The organism is Corynebacterium freiburgense, assembly GCF_030408815.1.
In the GTDB taxonomy this organism is placed as follows: Bacteria; Actinomycetota; Actinomycetes; order Mycobacteriales; family Mycobacteriaceae; genus Corynebacterium; species Corynebacterium freiburgense.
The window spans coordinates 1,862,423-1,887,456 of record NZ_CP047355.1 but is presented as its reverse complement, the minus strand read 5'-3'; the positions used below and the strand labels follow the sequence as shown (position 1 = coordinate 1,887,456).

At 49.6% G+C, this 25,034-nt stretch carries 25 protein-coding genes; 19 read left to right on the top strand and 6 right to left on the bottom strand.

The window, feature by feature from the left end; genetic code table 11:
* Positions 1-66: 66 nt before the first annotated feature.
* The 3 genes from rimM to CFREI_RS08555 are packed head-to-tail and all read left to right on the top strand — an operon-like array spanning position 67 to position 1,747.
* Complete coding sequence (gene rimM / locus CFREI_RS08565; RefSeq protein WP_027012012.1) at positions 67-570, top strand: ribosome maturation factor RimM; 504 nt, start codon at positions 67-69, stop codon at positions 568-570.
* Positions 570-1,415 carry a tRNA (guanosine(37)-N1)-methyltransferase TrmD gene (gene trmD, locus CFREI_RS08560; protein WP_027012013.1) on the top strand — a complete coding sequence of 282 codons (846 nt, stop codon included), beginning with the start codon at positions 570-572 and terminating at the stop codon, positions 1,413-1,415. Before rimM ends, trmD begins: the two co-directional genes overlap by 1 nt.
* Positions 1,412-1,747 (top strand): hypothetical protein, encoded by a 336-nt coding sequence (locus CFREI_RS08555; protein ID WP_051255813.1) that lies wholly within the window; start codon positions 1,412-1,414, stop codon positions 1,745-1,747. The genes trmD and CFREI_RS08555 overlap by 4 nt, the downstream gene beginning before the upstream one ends.
* Positions 1,748-1,761: 14 nt before the next feature.
* On the opposite strand, the gene CFREI_RS08550 is transcribed toward CFREI_RS08555, so the two are convergent.
* The 3 genes from CFREI_RS08550 to CFREI_RS08540 form a co-directional block, all read right to left on the bottom strand.
* Positions 1,762-3,108 carry a hypothetical protein gene (locus CFREI_RS08550; RefSeq protein WP_027012014.1) on the bottom strand — a complete coding sequence of 449 codons (1,347 nt, stop codon included), beginning with the start codon at positions 3,106-3,108 and terminating at the stop codon, positions 1,762-1,764.
* Between the two features lie 129 nt (positions 3,109-3,237).
* The gene (locus CFREI_RS08545; RefSeq protein ID WP_027012015.1) at positions 3,238-4,668 is read right to left on the bottom strand and encodes a hypothetical protein; all 1,431 of its coding nucleotides are present in this window, start codon (positions 4,666-4,668) and stop codon (positions 3,238-3,240) included.
* A 497-nt stretch (positions 4,669-5,165) separates the two neighbouring features.
* A complete protein-coding gene (locus CFREI_RS08540) occupies positions 5,166-5,567 on the bottom strand; it encodes a hypothetical protein (protein ID WP_027012016.1) in 402 nt (133 codons plus the stop codon).
* A 334-nt stretch (positions 5,568-5,901) separates the two neighbouring features.
* Between CFREI_RS08540 and CFREI_RS08535 the strand changes: the two genes are divergently transcribed.
* Positions 5,902-8,241, top strand: a complete 2,340-nt coding sequence (locus tag CFREI_RS08535; protein WP_027012017.1) for a Tex family protein — start codon at positions 5,902-5,904, stop codon at positions 8,239-8,241.
* Between the two features lie 55 nt (positions 8,242-8,296).
* Here CFREI_RS08535 and CFREI_RS08530 read toward each other — a convergent pair whose 3' ends face one another.
* Positions 8,297-9,373, bottom strand: coding sequence for a GTP-binding protein (locus CFREI_RS08530; protein ID WP_027012018.1), 1,077 nt, complete (start codon positions 9,371-9,373; stop codon positions 8,297-8,299).
* A 72-nt stretch (positions 9,374-9,445) separates the two neighbouring features.
* Here CFREI_RS08530 and CFREI_RS08525 point away from each other — a divergent pair, with 72 nt between their 5' ends.
* The 9 genes from CFREI_RS08525 (at position 9,446) to CFREI_RS08485 (ending at position 16,972) form a co-directional block, all read left to right on the top strand.
* Positions 9,446-10,210 carry an aldose epimerase family protein gene (locus tag CFREI_RS08525; protein ID WP_051255814.1) on the top strand — a complete coding sequence of 255 codons (765 nt, stop codon included), beginning with the start codon at positions 9,446-9,448 and terminating at the stop codon, positions 10,208-10,210.
* Positions 10,211-10,402: 192 nt separating this feature from the next.
* Positions 10,403-10,744: a 50S ribosomal protein L19 gene (gene rplS, locus CFREI_RS08520; protein ID WP_027012020.1), complete on the top strand. Its 342-nt coding sequence runs from the start codon at positions 10,403-10,405 to the stop codon at positions 10,742-10,744.
* A gap of 107 nt (positions 10,745-10,851) precedes the next feature.
* Positions 10,852-11,655 (top strand): signal peptidase I, encoded by an 804-nt coding sequence (gene lepB / locus CFREI_RS08515; protein ID WP_027012021.1) that lies wholly within the window; start codon positions 10,852-10,854, stop codon positions 11,653-11,655.
* Positions 11,656-11,660: 5 nt separating this feature from the next.
* A complete protein-coding gene (locus tag CFREI_RS08510; protein ID WP_035111758.1) occupies positions 11,661-12,305 on the top strand; it encodes a ribonuclease HII in 645 nt (214 codons plus the stop codon).
* A gap of 27 nt (positions 12,306-12,332) precedes the next feature.
* Entirely contained in the window at positions 12,333-12,638 is a 306-nt protein-coding gene (locus CFREI_RS08505; protein ID WP_027012023.1) for a DUF2469 domain-containing protein, read from the top strand.
* A gap of 214 nt (positions 12,639-12,852) precedes the next feature.
* Complete coding sequence (locus CFREI_RS08500) at positions 12,853-13,221, top strand: YraN family protein (protein ID WP_240483181.1); 369 nt, start codon at positions 12,853-12,855, stop codon at positions 13,219-13,221.
* Positions 13,208-14,695 (top strand): YifB family Mg chelatase-like AAA ATPase, encoded by a 1,488-nt coding sequence (locus CFREI_RS08495; protein ID WP_027012025.1) that lies wholly within the window; start codon positions 13,208-13,210, stop codon positions 14,693-14,695. The genes CFREI_RS08500 and CFREI_RS08495 overlap by 14 nt, the downstream gene beginning before the upstream one ends.
* A complete protein-coding gene (dprA, locus tag CFREI_RS08490) occupies positions 14,692-15,867 on the top strand; it encodes a DNA-processing protein DprA (protein WP_027012026.1) in 1,176 nt (391 codons plus the stop codon). The genes CFREI_RS08495 and dprA overlap by 4 nt, the downstream gene beginning before the upstream one ends.
* Positions 15,868-16,048: 181 nt before the next feature.
* Complete coding sequence (locus tag CFREI_RS08485) at positions 16,049-16,972, top strand: tyrosine recombinase XerC (protein WP_027012027.1); 924 nt, start codon at positions 16,049-16,051, stop codon at positions 16,970-16,972.
* Here CFREI_RS08485 and CFREI_RS08480 read toward each other — a convergent pair.
* Positions 16,969-17,424, bottom strand: coding sequence for a murein hydrolase activator EnvC family protein (locus CFREI_RS08480; protein WP_027012028.1), 456 nt, complete (start codon positions 17,422-17,424; stop codon positions 16,969-16,971). The two genes, CFREI_RS08485 and CFREI_RS08480, sit on opposite strands and share 4 nt — an antisense overlap.
* A gap of 346 nt (positions 17,425-17,770) precedes the next feature.
* On the opposite strand from CFREI_RS08480, the gene rpsB reads away from it, so the two are divergent.
* The 6 genes from rpsB to CFREI_RS08450 all read left to right on the top strand — a co-directional run bounded on the left by rpsB (position 17,771) and on the right by CFREI_RS08450 (position 24,551).
* Positions 17,771-18,568, top strand: a complete 798-nt coding sequence (gene rpsB, locus CFREI_RS08475; RefSeq protein ID WP_027012029.1) for a 30S ribosomal protein S2 — start codon at positions 17,771-17,773, stop codon at positions 18,566-18,568.
* Between the two features lie 123 nt (positions 18,569-18,691).
* The gene (gene tsf / locus CFREI_RS08470) at positions 18,692-19,522 is read left to right on the top strand and encodes a translation elongation factor Ts (protein ID WP_027012030.1); all 831 of its coding nucleotides are present in this window, start codon (positions 18,692-18,694) and stop codon (positions 19,520-19,522) included.
* Positions 19,523-20,693: 1,171 nt separating this feature from the next.
* On the top strand, positions 20,694-22,025 hold the full coding sequence (locus tag CFREI_RS08465) for an HNH endonuclease signature motif containing protein (protein ID WP_027012032.1): 1,332 nt from the start codon (positions 20,694-20,696) through the stop codon (positions 22,023-22,025).
* A gap of 268 nt (positions 22,026-22,293) precedes the next feature.
* On the top strand, positions 22,294-22,980 hold the full coding sequence (pyrH, locus tag CFREI_RS08460) for a UMP kinase (protein ID WP_051255901.1): 687 nt from the start codon (positions 22,294-22,296) through the stop codon (positions 22,978-22,980).
* A 36-nt stretch (positions 22,981-23,016) separates the two neighbouring features.
* Positions 23,017-23,574, top strand: coding sequence for a ribosome recycling factor (gene frr, locus CFREI_RS08455; RefSeq protein ID WP_027012034.1), 558 nt, complete (start codon positions 23,017-23,019; stop codon positions 23,572-23,574).
* A gap of 101 nt (positions 23,575-23,675) precedes the next feature.
* Positions 23,676-24,551, top strand: coding sequence for a phosphatidate cytidylyltransferase (locus CFREI_RS08450; RefSeq protein ID WP_027012035.1), 876 nt, complete (start codon positions 23,676-23,678; stop codon positions 24,549-24,551).
* Here CFREI_RS08450 and CFREI_RS08445 read toward each other — a convergent pair.
* Positions 24,532-24,975, bottom strand: coding sequence for a LapA family protein (locus CFREI_RS08445; RefSeq protein WP_027012036.1), 444 nt, complete (start codon positions 24,973-24,975; stop codon positions 24,532-24,534). The genes CFREI_RS08450 and CFREI_RS08445 overlap by 20 nt on opposite strands.
* Positions 24,976-25,034 lie beyond the last annotated feature (59 nt).

Genomic DNA, 25,034 nt, shown 5'->3' with positions numbered 1-25,034 from the left:
GCCTGGTGTTCTTCCCAAACACCATAAAGTTCAGTATGAATGAGTAGTGCTCTATGCTTGGTTGCCATGGAGTTGCTCATTGGACGCGTGGTGAAATCACATGGAATCAAAGGCGAAGTTGTGGTGGAGATGGCTACCGACGCCCCCGAAATTCGGTTTGCGCAGGGGGCTGTCCTTTCGGGAAAGCAAGGCAATAAAGAACACACCGTAACTATTGAATCGGCACGCCCCCATCAGGGGCGGCTCCTGGTGAAATTTAAAGAAATTGCGGACCGAAATACGGCAGATTCCCTGCGCGGCACAAAGTTTTTTGCGGCGCCCCGCGAAGACGAAGAAGATGAAGAAGGCTTCTATGACCATGAGCTCGAAGGTTTGCGCGTAATCCATCAAGGGGAAGAAATTGGCGAAGTCACCGGTGTAATGCATGGCCCAGCAGGGGAAATTCTGGAAGTGCAATTACATGAGGGCAAAGAAGTATTGATCCCATTTGTACACGCTATTGTTCCTGAGGTGGATTTGGAAGCTGGTACTTGCACAATCACGCCACCCGAAGGGTTATTAGAACTCTAATGCGCCTTGATGTTATTACGATTTTCCCGGACTATTTAGAGCCGCTGCGGCATGCACTTTTAGGCAAAGCGATTGAAAAAGGAATTTTGGAGGTAGCTGTCCACGACTTGCGCAATTGGGCTGTTGACGTGCACAAATCTGTTGATGATACGCCCTATGGCGGCGGTCCTGGCATGGTTATGAAACCCACGGTTTGGGGCCCAGCACTTGACGACGTCGCGGGCGGCACCATGGATGTTACCCCATTAGATTCTGCCCTCCCGCACCTGAATAATATTCGCCATGATGATCGAACTGGTGCACTTCCTCACCGATATGGTCCAATTACGGAATCTGAAAAGCCACTGCTGATAGTGCCCACACCCGCAGGCCAGCCGTTTACTCAAGCAATGGCTCAAGCATGGTCTGCCGAACAACACATCGTCTTTGCTTGCGGAAGGTATGAAGGTATTGACCAGCGGGTAATAGAAAATGCCGCCGAAAAGTATCGAGTCGAAGAAGTTTCCATTGGTGACTATGTCTTAATTGGTGGGGAAGTAGCAGTTCTAGTAATAGCTGAGGCAATTGTTCGCCTTATCCCTGGAGTTTTAGGCAATACCCGAAGCCACCAAGAAGATAGCTTTTCGGATGGCTTACTTGAAGGGCCAAGCTATACCAAGCCCCAGCAATGGCGCGGGCTTGAAGTACCTGCCGTATTGCTATCTGGTAACCATGGCAAGATTGATCGCTGGCGTAGAGACCAATCATTATTGCGTACCTTGCAACGCCGCCCTGAGCTGATTGAACAATTGCGGGCTGCGGGTAAACTCAGCGAACTAGACGAACAAACATTGGAGAGTCAATGAGTGAATCAGCTTCGGGTGAATCAAACTTTAGAAAAGTAAAATCCCGAATCCAAGTGCTACTTACCCCGAACGAGGTTGAGCAAGTGAAACTCTCCGGAGTATTAGCACAGCAGGAGCTACGTGTGCGTGCAATTGACCTTGCTTGTGAACCAGACAATATGCTCGTGACCCAATTTCAGCAGCAAGAAGCCAGGCAGCCGGTTTCCGAAGTCCTCCACCTTGTTGAACTTAGTGGCGAAACTAATCTAGCGGATACGGAAGTAACTCAGGCAGTGGTTGCGCGCTTTCCCAAACACACTTATTGGTACGGCACAACAATGACCGTGGAATAACTCACTGCACCGTACTATTTCGGAAGAAAGATCTGTAAACGTCCTTCTCCAGTATGGTCTGCATGATTTTCAGTAATTGCAAATAGTCCGTCCACAACGCTTATTGCATTGTCTTTCTGCTGTTCGAGTGTAAACACTGCGGTTTGCGCACTAATATCAAAAACTTCGTACGTAATATTGGCATCCTGCTCGGCAGCCTTAGAGTGCAGTAAAATGAGATTTCCGGTTCTGCTGGTGGTAATAAGTTTTTTGTTGTTTAGTGTGACAGTTTGTGTTGGATCATCGAGTGCAATAATACGAGTGTTGTCGCCTTGTTCAGTCTCGGTCCGATAGACAAGGTTTCCATTCACATTAATAATTCCAGAGTCTGTGGATTCTAATCCGGTAAGACTATGGCCAGGATATACAAGAGCCTCGGCATTGCCTAGCTGATGGTCGGCGTTTAACGGGAAAAAAGCGTTATCGGGGGATTGCTTACTGCTGCCGTGGGTGTGCCCATGGAATGTAAAAATTTTAAAGTCTTCACTGCCTGCTTTTTCGGGATGTTCAATCCAACCATCGGCAGCCGGTGTGATTTTTCCTGTTGATGTATAGGTGGTTATCTCGTCACCGTTTGCGGCATTAAGTGCCGTTACTTGAGTGGCGTCTGGAGAGCCACCAATGGGTTTTTGGCAAAGAATAGTACGGTTATTGTTTATTACATTGCAGGTCTCGTGCCCATTGAGTTGTTTTGACCATCGCATTTGGTTGCCGCTTACCGAATACAGTGTATTTATTGCAGAAAACCCTGTCTCAGTGTTTCGGGCGACAATAATATCACTATGTCGGCGGGTGCCAAGTAAGAATAACTGGGCGTCCGGATTTGGAGTGGGGAATGAGACCATATTTTTACCGGTAAGTGCGTGAATTCCGGTCACATGTGTCCCATGCTCATTTTGGCAGTACAGGAGATTATTTTTAGAGATATTAGAGCACCCAGAAACATTGGCCTCATGTCTTGGGGTTTGGGATCGGGCATCAAAAACCTTAAGCTTTGTGCGTGGTTGACCGGAATCGCCGTCGATAATTGTAATGTTTGCGGCGAAAATACTTCTAGCTTGGTCCGAGCCGAGAAACCGGCCGTGAGAACCTTTGATTTCAATACTGGTTGCGCCATTTTTGTATTCGTCGAGTAAAAAAGCACTGGAGCTATTTGGTACTGCCCGTGCTTGGCTAAACAGTGTGCTATTCCTATATTTTTCTACGTGGCGTATTTGCATCGATTGATAAGCGGCAATAAAACACAAAACAGCCAAAATGCCCAGAAAGATTTTAATGCCGTAAATTACACTATCTGCATTCAAATTTTTGAAAAGACGCACGCTAAGTCTCTCTATGGGGTGAACGAAATCGTTAGGTACCTGGTCGAAGGCCAGTCTGGTGTGAATCCGGCAGGAAAGCTGTGTCCCGTACAGATAAAGTAGAAGATTGGATAATCTTGCCTCTAAGGATTATTTACCTTCTGGTAGGTAAACTACAAGTTTTTCAAATCCACCGGTCGCTTTTGTATTTTTCGTTACCGCAAGAAAGCCGTTGATCACGTCAATTTCATCGTCTCCGGCATCTTCAATATCCAAGACGCTTGCCCCCACTTGGGTGTCATAGAGTGTGTAGACGTCATTGTTTTTATTTGCCGAGTTGTCGAGCTTTAATAAGACCAGTGCGCCATTTTTACTAGCCGTCATGATCTGATCTGCTGCCGAAATACTAAACACCACTTCTGGGCTGCTAATATGCGCGTAGCTTAAATCGCTGGGGTTGAGTGAAGGGACCCGAATCAGATTGATTTCCCCATCTGCGCTTACAATGCCACCAGCATTAAGCTTGAGTCCCTCGATTACATGCGATGGGTAGGCTAATGCCTCGGTATTGCCAGCTTTATCGCTAGATTCACTGGGGTAGAAGGTATTGCCTCCCCAATTTCGTGAGGTTCCTTTTTCTTTGGCATCGATGCCAAAGATTTTATTCGGCTCGGGCAGCGGTTTAGCATCTGCTTTATTTACTGATACGTGTGAAGTTAGGGCTGCAGTCGTGGGGATTTGGCTGGTTTCATAGTCGGAGGATTTTTCCATCCAACCATCGTTGGTAAGGGCGATTTCTGCGGCCGTTTCTCGGCTAGCTATTTGGTCGCCATCAGAGGATTTTAGGGTGCGAATATGTGTGGTTTCATGGCTCCCGCTGTGAGGTTTGCGGCAGATAATTGTGCGCCCACGGTTAATAACATTACAGTTTTCTTCGGCATTGAGCTGCTTAGTCCAGCGGACTTCATTGCCGGTAACAGCTGCGAGTTTATTGGAAGATATTTCATCCTGATCACCATCGGTAGCAATAACCTGGAGAATATCGGTATCTTCTTGTGCACCAAGTAGCCGTGTTTTTGTCTGTGGTTTTGAGGCCTCGAACTCTGCAACCACTTTTCCACTAAGGACGTTATAGCCGCGAATCTTTGTATCTTCACGGTCAAAGCAATAGACAATATTATTGGGTGAGACATTCGAGCATCCCGATGCCGCAACTTCATTTCGCTTTTCGTGAGTGACCCGATCAAAAATCTGCAAGAGATCTTTCGTTTCGGTGGTGCCGTCTTCTTGGTAACGCATATTCACCGCAATAATTGAGGCATTCCGATCAGAGCCGAGGAAATTTCCCCCATCAGCATTAAGCTCAAACGGTTTGGCGCCAGCTTGGTATTCATTGGCTAAAAAGTAACTGGTGCTATTCGGTGTAGCTCGAAGTTGGCGAGCTCCGCCATCGAATGTTTGAGTATCTCGTTGGGCAAGCAGAATATAAGTAGTAAAGAATGCCAATAAAATCAGTACTGCAAACAAAATTTTTGCAATATATATTGCGATCGAGTCATTGGCGTTCTTTAAATCAAGCATTATGGTGGGCTCCGTATAGCAGTTTTACGTGCTTGGGAATGAAATAAACAAGCGGCGTAATTTCGAGGTTTTCGAATTTACTGTTTTGTCATATTTATGCTTTCCGTGAGGCAAAACATCAATATGAAAAACGTGACAATAAAGACATAAAAACCTGCCACTACAATATAAATAAGTAGCGCAAAACCTTGTTGACCTGCAGCTATCAGGTAGTGTTGCGTGGTGGTCATGGGTTTGGTTTGCAAGGTTTTAGTCCTGTTCTAGCGTAGCAGCAAACCACCGTTGTTTCTTTAAAAAATTTGAAAGCATATGGCAAACTTTCGGCAAAAGCTACACAAATGTAGCAGTTTAGTCACCGCTTGGTAACGATCAATGAGCTTCCTTTTGTGAGACGTTTTCTTTCGCGATATTGCGGCAGTAAAACAGGAAAAAGAAAGGCGCTCCATTGCCTGGAGCGCCGGTGAAACTGGGGTCACCTCTACAGGGGGTAGTGGTGATTAGAGCAAACTTCCTGCCGAAAGATAGGTGTTAAACAAGAAAAATGGGCCGAATCCTAGGGTGCAAAGCCATAGGAAGAGCAACATAAAGGTCAGAGTAAAGGACATCCAAAAGATTGGTTGGGTGTGCGAGCTACCCAAAATTGCCCGGCGAATCTTAAACCCAGTGACAATGCACCAGGATGCGGTAATGGGCGTAAGTGTATAGAAAATAATGAGTACCCATGTGGTAATGATTCCGGGACCACCACTAAAAATCGTGTTGTAGATCCAGTCTGCGAGCCCTCCATTGGTGTCTACATTGCGCAGGAACATAGTGGCAAAATATGCCATTGGGGCGCCGGCGAGCGCCCAGGTGATGTAGTTGCCAAAAATGACGGTTTGCCGGGTGGATTGGGTCACTGAAGTCTGCGCCAGCCTTTCTTGTGTTCTGGGCGTAAGGAACCATAGCGGATTACTGGGCAAGGTATGAGCATTTGCTTAGGGTGGTCTTGAGTCAACCTTGGATGCCATGCAATATGCGCATAAAACCTGCCCAGACAGAGCTAATGGGGAATTGCGAGTGCTACGAGCCATATGGTAGCACTACTGAGTTATATTCCGTCAAGGGTGGAAACCGGACTCGAAAGTAATAGAATCCCTGGTCGAATGGGTTATTGGTGTATGGCGGCGGTATTGGTGTGGCGCTGGGCGTGGGTGGGGCGTCGATAGGCAAAAGGTGGCTAGAATCGGCGGAATGATTATTTCCACGCTTGCTCGCGAACTCGGTGTTTCCGAGGCGCAGGTCACGGCCACCGTGGCATTACTTGATGAGGGCAATACCGTGCCATTTATTGCACGTTACCGAAAAGAAGTCACCGGCGGGCTCGATGATTCGCAACTCCGTCAGCTCGACGAACGTCTTACCTATTTGCGAGAGCTGGAAGAACGTAAAACTGCTGTGCTTGCGGCAATTGAAGAGCAGGGCAAACTGACCGAAGAATTACGCTCCCAAATTACCCAGTGTGAAACCAAGGCCCGCCTTGAAGACCTTTACCTACCATTTAAAAAGCGACGCCGTACCAAAGCGGATATTGCCCGCGAGGCTGGCATTGAGCCGCTCCTAGAAACGCTTATCGACGCCCCCGCCACCGACCCTACCTCGGCAGCAGCGGATTATATTACGGAGGGGTTCGCAGACACCAAAGCTGTGCTTGAGGGGGCACGCGCAATCCTTATCGACCGTTTTGCCACAAACGCCGACCTTGTTGGCCAGGTTCGTGAACGCATGTTTACCACCGGTTCGCTTACCGCAAGCGTTGTCGAAGGCCGTGAGGTAGACGGTGCAAAATTCAAAGATTATTTCGAATTTGCTGAGCCATTTGAAACCCTCCCATCACACCGCATCCTGGCACTATTCCGCGGCGAAAATGAAGGCATCCTGCACCTCACTCTCGACGCTGGCGACGATGCTACCTACGAGCATATGATCGCCGAAGCCCACAACCTAGACACCAGCGCCTCACCTTGGCTTGCCGACGCCGTGCGCTGGGGCTGGCGCACAAAACTTTATGTTTCCTCAGGCCTGGATGTGCGAACCCGATTAAAAGAAAAAGCCGAAGCTGGCGCACTAGAAGTATTTGCCACCAACCTTCGGGACGTTTTACTTGCTGCCCCCGCTGGACAAAGGGCAACACTTGGACTTGACCCTGGTTACCGCAATGGTGTGAAATGCGCCGTAGTGGACCCCACCGGTAAAGTTCTAGACACCCTAATCGTCTACCCGCACCAACCGCAAAACCGCTGGTCCGATGCGGTAAACCAACTAGCCTCAAGTTGCGCAACTCACCATGTAGACCTTATTGCTATAGGTAATGGCACAGCCTCCCGCGAAACCGAAAAACTTGCCAATGAAGTAGCAAACCTTATTGCTAAAGCTGGAGGTAGGCGACCAACGCCCGTTGTGGTCTCTGAATCTGGGGCATCCGTATACTCGGCATCCTCTGTAGCTGCGGCGGAATTCCCAACTATGGACGTCTCCTTGCGGGGTGCGGTTTCTATTGCCCGCAGGCTCCAAGACCCCTTGGCTGAGCTCGTGAAAATCGATCCAAAATCTATTGGTGTTGGCCAATATCAGCACGACGTTAACCAAAGTGCACTCGCCCGCACGCTCGACGGTGTAGTCGAAGACGCAGTAAATGCAGTAGGCGTTGACCTTAATTCCGCATCAGTGCCACTACTTACCCGAGTCGCAGGAGTATCCAGCACTATCGCCGAAAACATTGTCGCCTATCGTGACGAACACGGTGCTTTTACCTCCCGCACCGAACTGAAAAAAGTAGCCCGATTAGGGCCAAAAGCTTTCCAACAATGCGCTGGCTTTCTCCGTATTACCAATGGTAAGGATCCTCTAGATGCTTCTGCGGTACATCCCGAGGCCTATGCAATCGTCCGTAGAATTGCTCAAACAACCGGACTCAGCGTTGCCGAACTCATAGGCAATACCCGAATTTTGAGCGGCCTAAAACCGAAAGACTTTGCGGATGCTACCTTCGGCATTCCCACGATTACCGATATTATCTCCGAATTAGACAAGCCTGGACGTGACCCTCGCCCAGAATTTAAAACTGCCACATTCCAAGAAGGCATAGAAAAAGTCTCCGATGTTAAACCTGGAATGATCCTTGAAGGAACCGTTACCAATGTTGCCGCCTTTGGGGCGTTTGTAGATATCGGTGTACACCAAGACGGCCTGGTTCACGTATCTGCAATGGCGGACCGCTATATTGATAACCCCCACTCCGTAGTACGCTCTGGGCAAGTGGTCAAAGTAAAAGTCCTAGAAGTCGACGAAGCACGCCAACGTATTAGCCTTTCTTTACGCCTCAATGACGATCGCACTACTGACACCCGCCATACGAATGGACGTGGACATAGTGGACGTGGAAACAATGGGCGTAACGGTGGTGGGCGTGGCAATGCTCGACGCGAAAACTCTAGCCAGCGAAATAACCAGCGTAGTCAATCTCGCCAATCCCGCAATGAGACTGGTGGTTCCATGGCAGATGCGCTCCGTAAAGCTGGATTTGGTAAATAAACCACGGATTCTAAACGGCTGGTTGTTTGGTCGCCGAGTGCACTATATAGGTGCATTAGATTAATGCCGCTGCCTCAGCATCCGTGACCACAGCGTATTCAAAAGAACGCAGAAGCTCGTCGGCATTGAGGTGAATACCAATGAGTACAACCTCACTATGGGGTTGTGCTTTACCCCAATAGCCGGCGGGTTGAATCTGTAGGTTTGGTCCGGCTTGCTGCCATGAAAAAACCAATTTCAGATTTGTATCAAGCCAACAGTAGCCTTTTGATCGAACTAGTCCTTTACTAGCGCGTAATGCCTGTATAAGACGATCTTTTTGGAATGGCCGATCAGAGCGGAATACAACAGATGAGATACCGTACTCTTCTGTTTCTGGATCATGCGGAGTTGCAAGCTCTTGAGCGAATAGAGCCTGGTCTTCTGCATTAGGGTCGTACAATTTCGCGTCTAGAACTTCGCTGATTGCGATGTTCCCATGGGTAACAACCTTGATTTCGGCGTGTGGGTTCATCGCTCGAACGGCTTGAATGACCTGTTGCCCACTATCCTGAGTTAGGTCGGTTTTTGTAATCAGAATAAGATCGGCGAATTCCACTTGATCGACCAGTAATTCGGATACTGTTCGCTCATCATCTTCGGTGGCTTGACGGTCCGCCTCCGCTAAAGACTGTCCACTGCGAAGCATCGGTATAAATGTGGAAGCATCTACCAATGTAACCATGGTGTCAATCTTGGCCAGATCGGAAAGCCTGAAACCATCTTCAAATTCCCACTCGAATGTGGCCGCTACTGGGAGTGGTTCGGAAATCCCTGTTGACTCGATAACGATCTGGTCATAGTGCTTGCTTTTGGCTAATTCGGCGACACTTTCAATGAGATCCTCTCGTAGGGTGCAGCAAATACATCCGTTTGAAAGTTCGATAAAACGATCTTCTCCACGTGTGAGATGTCCTTCATTGGCAATAAGGGCAGCGTCAATATTTACCTCAGAAAAGTCATTGACAATCACCGCAAGTTTGCGGTGTTCGCGATTGTTCAATAGGTGGTTTAACAGTGTTGTTTTGCCACTGCCAAGAAAGCCGCTGAGTACGGTTACTGGAATTGCCGGGGGAGAGTCAGGTAAAGCCATGGGCTTAATGATAACAGTTTTCGTTAATTTTTTTATGTGCGAATTGAGAAGCTTCGTTGAACAATGGAAGCCATGATTGAATCATTACCGACTCACCTGCTTGCGCATGGAGCCCACTTAGTTTCGGCCCCTACCGCTACCGGTGACCTGCTATGGCTTAGCCAAAACATTCCTGCTGACGCACTCCAAGGCCCAAAGGCGATTCGTGGAGGTGTGCCAATTATTGGCCCTTGGTTCGCAGGCCTTACTAATCAAAACCCGAGTCACGGCTGGGCTCGAATTAGTAATTGGGAACTTAGCGATAATGGCGCACAAGCCAGGCTTGCTTATGATGATTGGGCTCTTCAAGTAACCCTCACCCAATTAGAAAACGGATTTGCTCTTCGATATGAAGCAACAAATCGTGCGGATCACGAGCGCCCAATACAAATGGCATTTCACCCATATTTCAGTATTAGCAATATCGCCGATATTGCAGTGCAAGAGCTTGGTGAAGTGGATATTTATGACCGAGAAAACAATGAGCACGTACCTCATAGCGGCGAACTAAAAATCGCAGGAGAGTTCGATCGGATAATTACTCCGGCCGCCTCTAGAGCAGTAATTGTTGATCAAACCGCAGGGCGCAGAATAGTTATTGAAGCCACTGGTCACGATAGCTTTGTTGTATGGAATCCTGGCTCAGTGCTGGGCGAAGCAATGCCAGAGATTGGAAAACAGTGGTCACAATTTATTTGTGTTGAGCCAGCCCTTCTTGGAGAAGGTTTATTGGGTGTTGGTGTCGCCCCGAGTCAAACTGTCATTCTGCAAATGCGCGTAATTGCTGAAGCACTTTAAGCACTGCCTTTCCTTGACTTTCTCTGTTGTCTTGCTAGTAGGTTGCTGGGTAGGGCATAATATTGCAGTTGTCTTCTCGCTGGTTTGGTCTGGTGAGTGGCGGCTATATTGTTCCGGACATGAACCGGCCGAGCGCCGTTATGGAAGTGCCGCTAGGTTCCTCTGTTCTTGAAGTGAAAAGGGTTTATCCTTATGAATATTCTCGACAAAGTCGATGCCGCGCAATTGCGCGACGATATCCCGGATTTCCGTCCGGGCGATACCGTGAATGTCCACGTAAAGGTTATTGAAGGCGATAAGTCTCGTATCCAGGTCTTCAAGGGTGTTGTTATTCGCCGCCAGAATGGTGGCATTCGTGAGACCTTTACTGTCCGTAAGATTTCTTTCGGTATTGGTGTGGAGCGTACATTCCCTGTGCATTCCCCGAATATTGACACGATCGAGGTCGTTTCTCGCGGTAAGGTTCGTCGCGCTAAGCTGTACTACCTGCGTAATCTGCGCGGTAAAGCCGCCAAGATTAAGGAAAAGCGCTAATTTAAACATCGCTTTTTATGCCCCTCGGAACCAAGCATTCAATGTGGTTTGGTTTCGAGGGGTTTGTGTATCTCCCCCGGTTTCTTAAGGTGGTATCGTAGACCCCCGTGACCGATCAGAATTCCGCGGCTTCGCCTTCGTCATCTTCTTCACAAGGCTCTTCACAAGATTCTTCGTCCCGTAAGTTTTTTAAGCGCAAGGATGAGGAAAAGCAGCCTGCCCCTTGGTATATCGAAATACCAGTGGTTATGTTGATTACGTTTGCGTTGATGTTTGTGGTGCATACGTTTATTGGCCGTTTGTATTTGATTCCCAGCCAGTCGATGGAGCCGACATTGCACGGTTGTCCGGGGTGTAGTGGTGATCGTATTTGGGTGGATAAGATCGCGTATAAGATTTCTGATCCTGAGCCTGGCGATGTTGTGGTGTTTGTTGGCACAGAGAGCTGGAATAATAACTTTACGTCGCAGCGCTCGGAGAACACTATTATCCGCGGTTTGGAAAATCTGGGTTCGTATATTGGGTTAATTGCACCAGATGAAAATACATTGGTCAAACGTGTTGTTGCTACTGGTGGGCAGACAATTTCTTGCCAGGAGGGGGATGAGGGCGTCAAGGTCGATGGCAAGGTGATTGACTCCTCATATATTTTGCAGCCTCCTGCGCATGCGGTGGAACCTCGTACAGGCTCTGAGGCTTGTGGCGGCCCTTATTTCGGCCCAATCACAGTGCCCGCCGGTCATCTTTTTATGATGGGGGATAACCGTACGAATTCTGCTGATTCTCGTTACCATCTTGGTGATCAGTATCAGGGCACAATTCCGGAGTCGAATGTGGTGGGCAAGGTTCAGGGAATTTTCTTACCACTGGGTCGTTTTGGCGCGGTCGAGGATCCGGATATTCAAAAGTAGTGGCGCTGCGTCGGTTACAGTATTTGCGCACATTCGAGGTGGCGCTTGTTCGGCATGGTTTAGGGCCGGTTGCTGGTGTTGACGAGGCGGGCCGTGGTGCTTGTGCTGGGCCGATTACAATTGCTGCATGTATTCTTCCGGAGCGTCCAATTCATGAGTTATCTACGCTCACGGATTCAAAGAAACTTTCGCCATCGCGTAGGGCTGAACTTGCGCCATTGATTCAACGGTTTGCGCTTGCCTGGGAGGTATTGCATATTTCAGCCGAAGAAATTGATCGTGAGGGTATTCAACACGCTAATGTTTCCGGCATGCGCCGCGTGGTGGCGCTTCTCGACGTCGCCCCGGGCTATGTGCTTACGGATGCTCTGCGTGTTCCAGGCTTGCGGTGTCCCTCGTTGCCGGTGGTGGGTGGGGATGCTGCTGCGAGGTGTATTGCGGCTGCGAGTGTGCTTGCGAAACATGCGCGTGACATGCTGATGGAAGAACTTGATGTGGATTATCCTGAATATGGTTTCGTTTCTCATAAAGGGTATGGAACTCGGGTGCATATGGATGCGGTGCGCCTCCACGGTGGCTCTCCGGTGCACCGCTACAGTTATGCGAATGTAGCTGCGGCGCATCAGGCTTGGCTGGGGCGTAATGGCTAGTTGTTTTCGGTAGGAAAGGTGGATGTAATGAGTGCTGAAGATCTTGACAATTATGAGGCTGAGGTCGAGCTTTCGTTATATCGCGAGTACCGGGACGTCGTCAGCCAATTCTCATATGTTGTGGAAACCGAACGTAGATTCTATTTAGCGAATGCCGTCGAGCTTATCCCGCATACCGCCAATGGTGATGTCTACTATGAGGTTCGAATGTCTGATGCATGGGTGTGGGATATGTATCGGGCTGCCCGCTTTGTGCGCTATGTTCGAGTGATTACATATAAGGACGTCAATATTGAAGAGTTGGATAAACCGGAGATGATTATTCCGGATTAGCTGGCGGTATCTTCTATTCCCGACCCTCCAGTTTCGGGGCCTTTCGGGGGCATTGTCAACCATTACGGTTGATTGGGCCGCCGCGGTTGTGGAATTGACCATGTTGTACACAGGTTTGCAGTGTTTTGTGCTGTTGGACCTGTGTTTTTTCATTTGCATTGGGTTTAGTCACAAGGTGGTAGGAGTTTTGCAGTTGAAATAAAGGAGTATTGGTGTGGCTACGCATAATGCGGTTGTTGGGATGCAGGGTGAAAATGCCGCATTAGGGTTTTTTCTTCAACAGGGATTTCGGCTCGCGGCCCAGAATGTTCGATATCGGTGCGGGGAGCTAGATCTGTTGGTGACCTCGTTGGATGGCGTATTGGTTGTGGTGGAAGTTAAAACCCGTTTGGGGAGGTCATTTGGTACTGCGGAGGCGGTGACTCCGGCGAAGTTTGCGCGGATGAGAAAAGCGGCCGCCCAATGGCTGCTGGATTCGAAGGAGTTCTATTCAGCTGTGCGTTTCGACGTCCTAGTCGTAGAGCTCACCTCGAATGGCCCGGTGTTCGAGCATTTTATTGGGGTGGAACATGGCGCTTGGTAAAGCGTTTTCCGCAATGGTTGTGGGTGTGGAAGCCAATATTGTTGAGGTTGAGGCAAATATTGGTGTTGGGTTGCCAGGAACCCATATTGTTGGGCTAGCGGATACCGCGATTGGGGAATCCCGAGAGCGCATTCGCTCGGCGGTAAATTATGCGAATTTGCCATGGCCTAAAACCAAAATCGTGGTGAGTTTATCGCCTGCAAGTTTGCGGAAATCAGGTTCACATTTTGATTTAGCAATTGCATTATCGGTATTGGGGGCTGCATCTAAAGATCCTGAAACGCTTGCTCGCCTGCGGGGTTCCTTGGTGGTTGGTGAGCTCGGTTTAGATGGCTCATTACGACCAATCCAGGGGTTATTACCGATTCTTTTGGCGGCCCGTGATTACGGATTTTCCACGGTGGTAGTGCCGGAAGGAAATGCAGCAGAAGCATCATTAGTGGATGCTCCCATAGTGCTTATAGGCAGGAATTTGCCGGAAGTTTTTGCATGGGCGCAGGGCCTTAGTGAATTGCCATCTGTGGAGTACCAGTCCAATGAACGTGTGCGAACCAGCCCAGATATGGCGGATGTTGCGGGGCAGAAGGAAGCCAAATTTGGGTTTGAGGTTGCAGCTGCAGGTGGTCACCATATGATGTTGCTGGGTCCGCCAGGTTCCGGAAAATCTATGTTGGCGGCGCGTTTGCCAGGTTTATTGCCACCATTGGAATTGCAACAGTGTATTGAGGCTACAACAGTACATTCGGTAGCGGGGCAGAGTTTTTTGGGGCCGGTGCGCACAGCTCCTTTTGTGGCTCCACACCATAGTGTTACTCGCGCGGCGTTATTGGGTGGTGGTTCCGGAAATCCGAAACCAGGTGCGGTGAGTTTAGCGCATTATGGAGTGTTGTTTTTAGATGAGGTAAGTGAAATTCCGGCGAATATCTTGGATAGTTTGCGCACTCCTTTGGAGGATGGGTGTGTACGTTTAGTAAGGGCGCGTAGGGAGGTATTATTTCCGGCTCGTTTCCAGCTGGTTCTTGCCGCAAACCCATGTCATTGTGGTGCTGAACATGCGCACGAGTGTCGGTGTGCGGCGTCGAAACGCGCGCGATATTTACAGAATATTTCGGGGCCGCTGCGCGATCGGCTTGATGTGTTTGTGCGGACGCATGCACAGGGCGCAATTTTCCGTGACGACGCCGAGCCATCCGCCGTTATTGCGGAGCGTATAGCATTGGCACGCGATCGGGCTAAGCGCAGGTTTGGCTGTGTAAATGCGGCGATGAATCCACATGTATTGCGCCGTGAATACCCCGCAGATGATGCTGCAATGGCATATCTCATTGCAGTGCTAGGTGATGGGAAAGTCAGTCAGCGGGGAGTGGATCGGGCACTCAAAGTCGCTTGGACACTATGTGATTTGGCGGGAAAAGTGAAACCTGATTTAGACCATATGGCACAGGCATTAGAATTTCGGGAGGGATTGCAGTGAATCGGCAGGAAGCATGGGCGTATTTATCGCGGGTTGTGGAGGGGCCAAGCCGAAACTTGCAAACATTATTTCGGCAAGGTCATGATGCTGAACGCATTGCCTATGGAATACAAAATAGGGAATCTTGGATTGGGCCATTGCTTCAAGAAACCGCTACTCGATATTCCTGGAATCGGGCCGCACAAGATTTGGCTCTTTGCGCTGAGCTAGGTGGGCGTCTGATTACACCCGATGATAATGAATGGCCACATGAGCAATTCGATCAAGCGTTTGGTTTTGCGGAAAGTGGGCGGAGTGAGCATATTCGTAGCTATCAAGCAGACGCGGTGCCTCCGCATGTACTTTGGGTCCGCGGTAGGGATATTCAGTCACTTACTGCACAAGCGGTCGCGGTGGTGGGCACCCGAGCAATTTCGCGCTATGGGCGAGACGCTACCGAACTACTTGTCCGTGGATTGGTGGCACACCAATGGACCATTGTGTCTGGCGGGGCGCTTGGTATTGATACCATTGCCCACCAAACTGCTCTTGAACAGGGTGGGCCTACGGTATTAATCCAGTCATGTGGCCTCGATCGAACGTATCCAGCGCGAAATGGCAAACTCTTTAATCAAATTGCTGAACAAGGCAGCATAATGACCGAATACCCTCCTGGAACCCCACCTGCGAGGCATCGGTTTCTTACTAGGAATCGGCTAGTAGCGGCATGTGCAAAAGGCACGGTCATTGTGGAAGCAGCATGGCGTTCTGGTGCTTTAAATACATTGAGTTGGGCTGAAGGTTTAGGACGTGTGGCTATGGCGGTGCCCGGCCCAATTACCGGTACTGGTTCACTGGGATGCCATGAACGTATCCGAAAAGGCGGCGCACAATTGGTCACGAGTTCGGATGAGATTCGATCACTCTTGGGTGCAATGGGCTCACTTGATGTAGAAGAGCAGTACGAACTTCAATTTGCGGGTACTCCGATTGCAGGTTTAAGCCGAACAGAATTACGCATTTTCGATGCGTTAGGAGGGAAGCCTGTGGATACCCCCAATGTGGCCTATGCCGCAGGACTGCCTTTGACATTAACGGTACATATCCTTGTTGAACTGGCAAAACGTAATATCGTTGAGCGTATAGGCACTGGTTGGGTGCGGGTGAATACTTCGGATTCTAGCTGCGGATAAGGTGTAGTTTTCGGGGATGGCGATAATACTTTTGAGGTAACCCTTGCCAAAGACGGAAAATCAATCTAAAGTTGGACAGGCAAGCCTAAGTAGCAGTGTTTAGGGTTCGGGCTGGTTCCTTAAACATTTGCCGAAGAGGACTTCTTTTCAAGAGGAACTCTGGACGCTAGGGTTATGCATTATGGGTGAGTCAGACGAGAAGGCGGTGTCACTGGAAACAGCGGCACCGCCTTCCGCATTGCTAGAAGCACTAGAGGATTTTCTTGAACATTTGCTTCTTGTTGAGGGGAAATCGCCTGCAACGATACGCGCCTACCGCAGTGATCTCTATACCTTGCTTGCGCAAATATCCACATGGGATGAATTGACCCTCACCCGATTGCGTGCCTGGTTGGCTGAGGCCGTCGATATGCAAAAAAGCCGGGCTACACTTGCGCGCCGTACAGCGGCAGTACGCGCATTTTGCACATGGGCACTGCGCCGTGGATATCTGGCTCATAATCCGGCAGCGCGGTTGGCAACCCCAAAACATGGTCGAACATTACCGCGAATCTTAAATGTGCGTGACGCTGCCAAACTTGTCGAAGAAGCGGTTGAAGGGGAAGGACCAGAGCAGCGCCGGGACATTGCAATGCTGGAATTGCTATATGCCACCGGCATGCGTGTTGCTGAGCTAGCTGGCCTCGACCCTTCAGATATCGATCTTGTTCGCCAAACCGCACGTGTGCTTGGGAAGGGAAATAAGGAACGCATTGTGCCTTTTGGTGATGCCGCAACCCATGCATTGCAAGATTGGCTCGATGTTCGAAAAGAACTCGCGGTAGAAGGCGAGCCTGCACTTTTTGTAGGAGTGCGTGGAAAGCGAATAGATCAGCGACAAGTCCGACGGATTGTTGAGCGTGCTGGAGTGGGTACTGGCAACCAGGGAGTGACTCCACATACCTTGCGGCATGCAGCCGCAACACATTTGCTCGATGGGGGTGCTGATCTTCGTATTGTGCAAGAAGTTCTAGGACATTCTTCATTACAAACAACGCAGATTTATACGCATGTGAGTGCAGAACGTTTAAAAGCCGCATATAACCAAGCGCATCCCCGGGCTTAGGAAACGGGTTTTAATCTAATAACTGGGTGATCAAGTAACCCAAGAGGGTTTATATAGGTTTCTTTATCGGTGCGAGCACCCCAGTGAAGGCCAATATCTTCCCCAATTGGTTGGCCGAGGATTCCCACAACTTGACCTTCAGTAACCGAATCTCCCGGTGAAACCCAAGCATATACGGGTTGGTATGTAGTGCGAATCCCATCAGCATGGTCAATCGAAACAACGGGCGTGCCAGCTACCAATCCTGCAAACGCCACCACGCCATCCTCAGCGGCATATATCCGGGCACCTGGGTCGGCAGCTAGATCTACACCACGGTGCCCTGCCAGCCAAGGCTTTGCGGGTGGATCGAATGCTCGTAATACTTGGGTGACGTGTGGTTGGCCAGTCACTGGATTGCTATATCCAACAAGGCAAGGAAGCAAAGCAATAATTCCGAAAATCCTTAACATGCTTTGAGTGTGGGGGATTATGCCTGTTGTATGCATGGCGTATTTGGTTTAGTAGTGTGCTTTCTGTGCACAAGGTGGTATCGATTCATGGAAAGTCGCTGTGGCTGTGAAAAAAATAACCACTGAGTTTGATTCTATGGTGTGAAACAGACTAAAATTCCCGCCAGCAGTGTGTGCGCACATTCTCAATGTTCCACAGACTGACTACGCGCGCCTTTATATAAAAACGAATCATGGCGTGGTCCATGTTTTACGTGGTGCTATGACCGGAAAAGGTGCTAGGTCACAGGATAAAAACCTGTGTATTTGTTTGAAACCGAAACTCTTATATAGAAAGGGAGCACCCATGGCAGTTGTAACCATGCGCGAGCTTCTCGACGCTGGTGTCCACTTTGGCCACCAGACCCGCCGCTGGAACCCGAAGATGAAGCGTTTTATCTTCACCGACCGCAACGGCATTTACATTATCGACTTGCAGCAGACCCTGACCTATATCGATGAAGCGTTCGAGTTCGTCAAGGAGACTGTGGCTCACGGTGGCACCATCCTCTTTGTTGGTACCAAGAAGCAGGCCCAGGAAGCTGTTGCTACCGAAGCTGAGCGTGTTGGCATGCCATACGTTAACCACCGCTGGTTGGGCGGTATGCTCACCAACTTCCAAACTGTTTCCAAGCGCCTTCACCGCATGAAGGAACTTCAAGCAATGGACGCGGCGGAAAACGGCTACGACGGTCGCACCAAGAAAGAAATCTTGATGCTTACCCGTGAGCGCACCAAGCTGGAGCGCGTGCTTGGCGGTATTGCCGAAATGAACAAGGTTCCTTCCGCACTCTGGATTGTTGACACCAATAAGGAACACATTGCTGTTTCTGAGGCTCACAAGCTCAATATCCCAGTTGTGGCAATTCTGGACACCAACTGTGACCCGGATGTAGTTCAGTACCCAATCCCGGGTAATGACGACGCAATCCGCTCTACCGCGCTGCTTTCCCGTATTATCTCCACCGCTGTGGCAGAGGGTAAGAAAGCACGTTCGGAACGCGAATTAGCTGCCGCTAAGGAAGCTGCTGGCGACGCCGACAAGGTCGAAGTTGCCGCAAAGGTTGAGGCTACCGCTGAGGTTGCCGAACAGGCTGCCGAATAATTCACGAAATCTTTCGAGTGAATACATGCAAACCCTCACGCCTCAGAAATCGAACTGTTGGCTGTGAGGGTTTGATTATCTACCACGAGATATAACCCAAAATCCAAGGAGGATCGCCCTAGCATGGCGAACTACACCGCTGCAGACGTCAAGAAGCTCCGCGAAATCACCGGCTCCGGCATGATGGACTGCAAAAAAGCTCTCGCTGAAACCGATGGCGACTTTGAAAAGGCCATTGAAATCCTGCGTATTAAAGGTGCTAAAGACGTTGGCAAGCGTGCAGAACGCACCGCAGCCGAAGGCCTTATTGCTGTTTCCGGCAATACCATGGTTGAGATCAACTCTGAGACCGACTTTGTAGCTAAGAACGCTGAGTTCAAAGAATTTGCTGCCAAGATCGCTGCTGCCGCTGCCGCTGTAAAAGCAAATAGCCAAGAAGAGCTTGCAGCTGCTGATGTTGATGGTAAGACCGCCGCTGAAGCTATCCAAGAGCTTTCCGCAAAGATTGGCGAGAAGCTTGAGCTTCGTCGCGCCGTTACCCTTGAAGGTGACAAGCTTTCTGTATACCTGCACCACCGCGCCGCAGACCTGCCGCCAGCAGTAGGTGTTCTGGTTACCTACACCGGTGAAGGCGAAGCTGCAACCCAGGCTGCACACGGTGCTGCAATGCAGGTTGCTGCAATGAAGGCACAGTACCTTAACCGCGAAGATGTTCCTGCAGAAGCAATTGAAAAAGAGCGTGCAACTCAGGAGAAAATCACCCGCGAAGAAGGCAAGCCAGAAGCAGCGATCGCAAAGATTGTTGAAGGCCGCATGAATGGCTACTTCAAAGACGTGTGCTTGAACGAGCAGGCTTCCGTTACCGATAGCAAAAAGACCGTAAAGCAGGTAATGGATGAAGCTGGTGTGACCCTCACCGGTTTCGTACGCTACGAGGTTGGTCAGCACAACTAAACCGCGATAGCTTTTCGACGCCCCCAGCACACACCGTTGCTAGGGGGCGTTTTTGTGTGCTGACTACTATCACCCGGCAAGAAATCTCCGAGCTGTACCACCTATCAGTGCCACTATGACGTCGTTTAGGCAAGCAAATCTCTGCGTGCCAATACGTCTTGGTACTCGCTGGCAGTGCCCTTAACTTAGTACCACTCCACCTAGTACCACTCCACCTAGTACCACTCCGCGTTTGTTTGACTCCTCAAGTGGTGGGGTTTTGCGGCGGGGGTGTTGTTGAGGTTCTAATGGCTGTTGGGGCTTGAGTGAAGATTGTGATTATGGTGTCTTAGATTTCACCGGGTTGGCCTGGCGAGAGGCTGGGATTTGTTCGGAATGTATATGGGTCTGGTCAGTCTTTTTGGAGGCTGGGTAGTCTTTTTGGTCGTTGGTGGGTGCCGGTTGAGCGCTGGCTGGTCTTTGGGGCGGGTTGGGCGTGTTGTCACAGATTCCATTTTTCGGCTGTTTTTATGGAATCTACGACACGATAGGTAGGGAACCTGTCACGAATTCCATTTTTTTCGCTGTTTTGATGGAATCTGCGACAGTAGGGATGAAAACATCACCAGTTCGATAGGGTGCGCCTATTAAACACCCGGGAAACCGGCCGAACAGACCGCAAGTTCCGGAAAACCAGCTCATGTGTTAATAGCTGGCTCTATTGGAGGTATTCAAACTGCTGCCTGTAACATTTCTAGGCGCCACGAAGTGGGGGCCGGCTTAGATTTCGGATCGAACTGCAATTTTTACCCCTGAAAACACCCCCTTGTGTGAACTTCAAAAAGAGAGGGAGGTCACTCGATTTTCTTTCGGCGGGTTATTGGGGCTTGAGTGTCAATTTTATTATCATAGGTGCTTTTTAGCTGCAGAAGCGCTGCGAATGCTAAATTTGGCCGGTTTTCCTTCCTGTGGTTTGGGCTTTCCTTATGGTTTTGTTTGGTTGTGTGCCGCATTTTGGCATGTTGTTTTGCCTGGTTATAAAACCGGGTGGGGGTAATAAAAAACATGATGTAAAATCTACTCTGAACTGCACTTATAGTTGTTTTCGGGGTTGATTCTTGGGTAGAATTAGTGGTAACAGCGAACCACTACAGGGTGGTTATATCTGATCGGGAATGTTAAGGATTTACTGATGGCTACTGGGCCGTGTTTTGCAATGCTTGCCCCGGATAATCCGGGTGGCTTGCTCATGGCTGGGCAGTATCGGGAGCGGTGGCGGCACTATCGCCAGATGCTTGCAAATATGGAATTTGCTACCACAGATATCCAAAAGCTTGGGGCGATGCTCGCAATAAGTATGCCAACGGTTAGTGCGAAAAAGCACCGCCGTATTCTTGGTTTTATCCACCGCATAGAAACGCAGCTAAAACGCATTGCGCCTTTTGTGTTCGAGCAGGGCATTTTATCTGACAATATGATTATGGCCGTTGAAGCTGCACTCCAAGACATGCCGGCAAACCCGGATGCTGAGTTGGTGGCTGCAGTGGAGGGCGTCGTGATCGAAAAACTCACCCCAACCCACGAGTATCAGGAACTGCCCTCCGGCAAAGCCATCGCCTTGGCTATTCAAGATGTACTGGAAGACTATAAGATTATCGGTACTGAAATTGCCAAACGGGAAATAAAACTCATCTCTCAACCGGCCGAAGCAATAGGTGAGACACCGGGGATGTGGGCCTATAGCGTGGTGGTAGATAAAACACATAAAGAAGTCACTGACCGGCACCTGGCAAAACTCGCAAAGGCCAATAACCTGAGTATTGCGGAAGCAGCAGCAAGACTCCTGGCAGGGGAGCTGGAAGGCACGAAAGTCACTATCTTTGGCTTTGGAGTTCCAGACGAAAACTCGCCACTACGTGTTACCCACATGCCAACGGCCGGTAAACTCTCACGCGCTGATCAATACAACTTGCGCAAAATGCGTGTGGTGTATCGGGATATCAATGAAGTTGCTGCACTGTCTGTAGATCGGCATGATCCAACCCCAGAGCAACGTGCCCTTATTCAGCTTAGAGACGGGGAGTGCCGGTTCCCGGAATGCCGTAAACCCGCGACGAAAGCAGATATTGATCATGTGGACAATTACGAAGACGGCGGCCCCACCTCAGTGGCAAACCTGCAGTGCTTGTGCAGGGAACACCATAATCTGAAAACTGATCGAAAAATCACCGCCACCATCACTCAATATGGGGTTGTGAGCTGGTGGGACACGAATAATCAAGAAAACCCGAAAGAATACACTCTTATCGGTACCACTAGACCTCAAGGACCACTTGCCGGAATCCAAGGTGTTCCAAGATCCTCGCAAAAACTCACACCCAAAGCATTGGAGCCGCCCAATAGAAATGGCATGGGCCGCTGGGGTATGACCTATGACAGTATATGCAAACACATTCACCAAGAACGAAACACGCGAAGAACACTCCCACAACTCAAGGAAGCAAACGAGCAGCCCCCATTCTGAAACAGCAGGGGGTACTCGCTCCTGCCCGAAACCATAAAACTTCAAAACTTAAAAGCGAAGCACCTTACGTTGTTTGAAAAACTGAATAGTGAAGTTGGAAATCCTGGCGCGCCGGCCTGATCGTTTCACCTTTAAAGGGTGCCGGTAGTATGAGAAGGCGGTAAGTGTGTGGCTTTTTATTTTACATAGTGAAGTTTTCGCATATTGCAACCGCCTAGAAGGAGCAAACATAGTGAGTGACCAGAAACGTCAAGGTTTTAAGCGGGTAATGCTCAAGTTGGGTGGTGAGATGTTCGGCGGCGGGGGTGTTGGCGTTGATCCAGACGTAGTCCAAAATGTAGCTCGCCAGATTGCAGAGGTTGCTAAAGCTGGTACCGAAGTATGCGTCGTTATTGGTGGGGGCAACTTTTTCCGCGGGGCGCAATTACAACAGCGGGGTATGGATCGTGCCCGATCAGACTATATGGGCATGCTCGGCACAGTCATGAATTGTTTGGCGCTGCAAGATTTCCTAGAGCAGCAGGGTGTAGATTGCCGTGTACAAACCGCTATCCATATGGCGCAGGTTGCGGAACCCTACCTCCCATTGCGCGCAAAACGTCACCTTGAAAAAGGGCGCGTGGTTATTTTCGGTGCTGGCATGGGCATGCCGTATTTTTCCACTGATACCACCGCAGCTCAGCGTGCTTTGGAGATTGACTGCGAAGTGCTTCTTATGGCAAAAGGCGTTGATGGTGTGTTTAGCGACGACCCCCGTACGAACGCTGACGCCACTATGTTTACTGAAATCACCCACCGTGAGGTCATTGAGCGCGACTTAAAGGTCGCCGACGCTACGGCATTTTCGCTTTGTATGGATAACGATATGCCAATTTTGGTGTTTAATTTGCTCACGGATGGCAATATTGCGCGGGCTGTTTCCGGTGAACATATCGGAACTCTCGTACGTTCCTGATAGATTGACTAGGAACCGCAACAGTAAAGGAATGAAATGATCGACGAGACACTCTTCGAGGCTGAAGAGCGCATGACCGCCAGCGTGGAATATGTCCGCGAGGACCTGACCACCATTCGAACTGGTCGTGCAAACCCCGCCATGTTTAATGGCGTTATGGCTGAGTATTACGGCACAATGACCCCAATTACGCAGATGGCTACCATTTCTGTCCCGGAGCCAAGGATGCTGCTCATTAAGCCGTATGAAATGTCAGTAATGCATGATATTGAAAATGCGATTCGGAACTCTGATCTAGGCGTGAATCCCACAAATGATGGTCAGGTATTGCGTGTTACTATTCCGCAGCTCACCGAAGAACGACGCCGCGATATGGTAAAGCTCGCCAAGTCTAAAGGTGAGGACGCTAAAATTGCTATCCGCAATATTCGCCGCAAAGGCATGGAAGAGCTAAAGCGCATTCAAAAAGACGGCGAAGCCGGCGAAGATGAGGTTGTGGCGGCCGAAAAAGAACTCGATAAAACAACGCATAAGTATGTAGCACAAGTGGATGAACTTGTAGCTAAAAAGGAAAAAGAGCTTATGGAGGTTTAACGCCCGCTATACCTGCATATCTGCGCCGTTTATGGGGTAGCCCATCGAAGTTTTGGTTGCCCGTAACGCGGTGCCAGTTCCTATGACCAAATCAGGAGAATATTCCCATCGTGAGCCAACGCCATCCACATATTTTAAAGCCGAAAAATTCGGCGGGGCGTGATTTGAAATCAGCCATTACTGTTGGCGTGACCCTAGGAATTATTGCGCTTGCAGCAATATATTCTGGTCCGACGGGATGGTACCCCCTCGTTGCGGTTGCGATGGCTATTGCTACGTGGGAAGTACACCGCCGACTCAAAGAACGCGGCTATGTTATTTCGCTGCTCATTTTGATTGCTGGCGGCCAACTCATGATTTGGTCTTCATTGTTTTTTAGTGTTACGGGTTTAATCGCCGGCTATGTTACTTCGGTATTAATACTGATGTTTGGGCGGCTCTTCCATCATGGTCGGCATAGTCCGCCGCAGAATTATCTTCGCGATGTTTCAATTGGTGTGTTTGTATTCACTTGGATTCCGCTTTTTGGTGGTTTCGCCGCAATGCTTTCATTGTTTAGCCGCGAAGATATTCCTGGATCGCTTTTTATTATCACGTTTATGTTGTGTGTAGTAGCGTCCGATGTTGGCGGCTATATTGCGGGTGTATTGTTTGGCTCGCACCCAATGGCGCCTGCAGTGAGCCCAAAGAAATCATGGGAGGGTTTTGCTGGCTCTGTGATTCTTGGTGCTGTTACAGGCACGTTGTGTGTCACATTTTTGCTTGACGACGCCCCGTGGCTCGGCGCAGCTATGGGAGTGTTTTTGGTAGTTTGTGCCACCCTGGGTGATTTGGTGGAATCTCAGTTTAAACGTGAACTAGGCATTAAGGATATGTCTCGAATGCTTCCCGGGCATGGTGGCATTATGGACCGTCTTGACGGCATGTTGCCTGCCGCCATGGCCACTTGGCTAATCCTTAGTTTTGTGAGCGTCTAGCTTGCTTTTTTACCTGTCGACGAAGCTCGATCATGCGTACTCCACCCACAAGCGCCATAATAAGAGCACCCGTAATCGCAGCAAGTAAGTAGCCAATTCCCGCTGGGAAGCTAAAGGACCAAGCGAAGAGATGCAACTGAGTTTCCTGCTGGTTTTGCAAAATAAACACTAACAGCAGGATAAGCAGGAGTGCGCCAACGATTAATGCGATCCAAGTGCCGCCTGCAAATGAACCACGAACTTGGGCTTGTTCTGGCTGCTGCTTCGTGGCTACTTCTTTTGTTGGTGCAGTGTTTTCTGCAGGCACGATCTCATTACTGAATTCATCGGCGTGGACTACAGGGTTTTCAGTCTGATTGGGAACATCAAACTCGGTTGTTTCAAAAGGTTTATCGGCTTCATGAGGGATATTCGAGTTCTTCATATACCCTATTCAACGTGTGAAGAGCTTTTGGTTCAACTTTTTGGCACACCCGTGGAAAG